The sequence below is a fragment of the Pseudomonas sp. PDM16 genome (genome assembly GCF_014851865.1).
Taxonomy (GTDB): Bacteria; Pseudomonadota; Gammaproteobacteria; order Pseudomonadales; family Pseudomonadaceae; genus Aquipseudomonas.
On sequence record NZ_JACVAM010000016.1, the window covers coordinates 1 to 3,350 of the forward strand.

4 protein-coding genes are annotated in these 3,350 nt (G+C 50.3%); all 4 read right to left on the reverse strand.

All coding sequences use genetic code 11. From position 1 onward, the window contains the following. Window positions 1–230: 230 nt before the first annotated feature. Window positions 231–653, reverse strand: coding sequence for a hypothetical protein (locus IB234_RS23735; RefSeq protein ID WP_192322313.1), 423 nt, complete (start codon window positions 651–653; stop codon window positions 231–233). A 73-nt stretch (window positions 654–726) separates the two neighbouring features. After that, the gene (locus tag IB234_RS23740; RefSeq protein ID WP_192322314.1) at window positions 727–1,329 is read right to left on the reverse strand and encodes a hypothetical protein; all 603 of its coding nucleotides are present in this window, start codon (window positions 1,327–1,329) and stop codon (window positions 727–729) included. A 1,180-nt stretch (window positions 1,330–2,509) separates the two neighbouring features. Beyond that, window positions 2,510–2,971 (reverse strand): hypothetical protein, encoded by a 462-nt coding sequence (locus IB234_RS23745; protein WP_192322315.1) that lies wholly within the window; start codon window positions 2,969–2,971, stop codon window positions 2,510–2,512. Window positions 2,972–3,129: 158 nt separating this feature from the next. Beyond that, window positions 3,130–3,350, reverse strand: a 221-nt coding sequence (locus IB234_RS24080) for a hypothetical protein (RefSeq protein WP_225580785.1), incomplete at its 5' end; no start/stop codon positions are given.

The following is a 3,350-nucleotide window of genomic DNA, read 5'->3' on the forward strand; positions in this document are numbered from 1 at the left end:
CGTACCGACAGATTGCTAGGCCGTGAATGACGGCTGCTACTTCACCATCCTCGTATAGTACGTTCCCAAACGGTGCGTCTGACCAAGCCCACTCGACTACGTGTGCCCCGTCGATTTTTTCAGGTGGCTTCATGATGGCCATCCTTTGCCTAACGATTAAGCTCACGGGCAGACAAAAGCGCAGCTTTTGGCTGTCCAGCGAACGAAGTGAGCGACAGTTGAGCGCATTGTTAGGCATCCTCGGTAGCGTCGTCGTACGGATAGATTGAAAGCCCAAGCGTTATATTGGCTTTGCCTAATGCAGTAAGTAGCGCTGGTGGGAAGCTGTAGCTTTGGGAGAAAGGATTGTTGATTTCTGCGCCAAAGTCTATGACCGCACCTTCTAGGCCTGGAGCTGAGGAAAGGCATACCAGCCATGAATGATGTGTGGCTAGGAATGAGGTGGCATGCTCAATTTGCAATGGGAGCTCCGAAAATTCTGCGGCGCTCACGAGGAAGTTAACCCCCGAACTTTTGTTCAGGTTCAATGCCTTTGTGCTTTCAGGAAAGCGCCTTTCGCCAACAAGCCAGAGTTTATCCGCCGCAAGCGGGACTCCCTCAATTGCTTTTTGGGGGTTGAAGTCCTTTCCCCAGAAACGAAGGATGCAACTCATTTATTTGCCTAACACCTGAATTAAGCCGACCCGCAAAGCGGGTTCGGCCTGAATGAACTGTTAGGTGTCAACTCTACTTTCTAGCCGATTCAAAAAATCTTTTTTCGGCTAACAAGTTATCGGTAGCCATCTCTGCAGCCTTTACGAATACATCTGGATCGCCGGTCGCGCTGAACTCTGCAATTGTGGATGCGCCAGACGTTGAGAAGATTTGTGACTGGTTACTTTTGTTGTCCACAACTTCCCAGTCGAGCCGCAGCGACGCGCTACCCTTCATTCCGTCAACGGAGTAGCAGATATTGGCTCTAATGTCATTGATGGCTACGCCAATAAGGATGTCTGCGTCTTTCTCCGCTTTTGATCGAACAAGTCCGGAATATACGTTGTAGCCGTTTTTCTTTAATGTTTGTTCGATTTGGTTCTGGATTGCAGTCAAAGCCGACTGGTTGTCAGTCCAAATAAGATCTGCACCGCCAACACACAGAGTGCCCGCCTTCATCTGACCAATCTTTTTGTCGATGAGCTTGGCAGTAACGTCTGAAACGTAAATTACTTTCTGGGCTTCTTGAGGCCCTTGGATTGGCTTCAGCGCTTCAGGATTTGCAATTGTGGCTGGCGGAACTGAAACGCAGCCGCTGAGGAGCAAGAGCGGCAGAACAGCAAAGCGAATACGCATAACACCCCCATTAAAGTTGCAATAATAGCGCCATCAGTTTACAGCGATGCCGCATGTTGGCACCTAACGTTTGGCTAAGGGGCCGGCTATGCCGGTCCCGAGTGAGCGAAGCGAACGACTTGAGCCAATTGTTAGATTGCCCCGACGAACGCCGGAAATGGTGCCAGCACCGAGCTTAACCGGCGGTGCGCACGGCGTGTCGGTTGTGGCCCGGAAGGTTATTTGTGCTGTGCACATTCTTTTAAAGCAACTCCTTTGCTGGCCACAAATAACGGCCTCTACTGCCAGGCGACCATTCGATTCAGGAACACTGCGCCGATGCGGTTATTGTGTTTCCTGGCTCGGTGCTGAATAACCAATATTGCCCTTGCGCCTAACGCTTTGAGTTAAGCCGCGCCGCAAAGCGGCGTCGGCTTGAACGAATTGTTAGGCGTCTCTCGAGGCATATGAGACCTTGATCGTGCGCCCGTAGTAGAACAGAGAATCTTGACCTGCAATACAAGAGTTGGAAGACACGATACTCAGATGGTTTGGATCCAACCAAGCGAGGCTAACGGAGTCTAAAGCGCACTCACCATACGCGACGCCACCACCACCAACAGAGCCATTGGACACCATTTCAATAGAGATTTGCGTATGACCAGGTTGGAGCTCAAAAGCTGTGGCATGTGCACTGCCGTCCGGCGAGTCGACCCGGAAAGACGGAAAGTCTGGCGCCTTTATTTTTCGCGGACGGCGGAAGGCTGGCTGGCTAGAGTTAAGACGTTGCTCTAGCGCATCGAGTACACGCTTGCGGCGCACCCACTGGGAATCGGACCAGCGGTGTCGATCTGCGTTTGAAGAAATACTCTTTAGAGCAGTCTCGCGAGTTCCAGAATCTAGGCAACCGTACTTGTGCATTGTCTCGGCTAGAGCGAGCCAAAAGACGGGCCCGTCGTCTAGATCATTGGCCTCTGCAGAGAACTCCGCAATAACTCTTTCTCTTGCCTCGATCGGGTCTAGGCTGGCGAGAAGTTCTCGAAAGCTGTCCCTCACGTCACAGGCTAAATCATCCGAGTACAAGCTGTATCCAGTCGTGCCCATATTGCTCCCTGAGACGCCTAACGTTTGGTTAAGGGGCCGGCTTTAGCCGGTCCCGAGTGAGCGAAGCGAGCGGCTTGAACCACTTGTTAGGCCGTAACTATGGTGTTGGTGTAGCATCTAGGAAATTCTCAATTTCTTGATTTCGGCAAAGACTAGAGAAGTTAACCGGATGGAGCTGAGAGCTGCTTCCATCCGGGCTAACTTGTGAATATGTCATGTCAATAATTTTTGCATTGGCAAGGTTGAATATTATCGAATATCCAGAATTTGCCCACTTCTCTGGATTGTACCCAGGGTCGTAAAAATTGACATTAATGTAGTGTGGTAGCGAGGACGCCTCGTGATACCAAGAGGCGGATAGCGATATGTCAGATGCATTATTTGTTTTGAGTAGTTGCATAATGCATTGCGGTAGGCTTAATTTGTTTTTTGCAATTTCTATTTGAATTTTTTCTACTGCGGTGGCAGTGGCGTCGGTAGAAAGCTCTATCTCTAAAGTTGCTGGCAGATATTGCTCTGGCAAGCCGACTATCGCTCCGCTATTTCCGAGGCTGAGCATTGTGTCCTCATGCCCAAAACAGTGACTGCTCAGAGTGCAAAAAATCAGTGACGCCGAAGCTAGATTTTTCATAGGGCCTAACGATTAAGCTAACGGGCAGACAAAAGCGTAGCTTTTGGCTGTCCAGCGAACGGAGTGAGCGGCAGTTGAGCGCATTGTTAGGGGCCTGTACTTGAGCAGACTGTGGCTATTAGTGAGGCAACTGAAACAATAAGTGCAAGGATGGCAATTAGATTTGCGCGACTTGCTTTGGATACGGATTTTTTGGTTAGAAGCCGACGCTCAAGCTCAGCTTCGGATGCCACACCTCGTAGCTCGGCGTAGACGCCAGATGAAGATTCAGACTCGTCATCTGTATAGATTGAGACGTCGTGCTTTT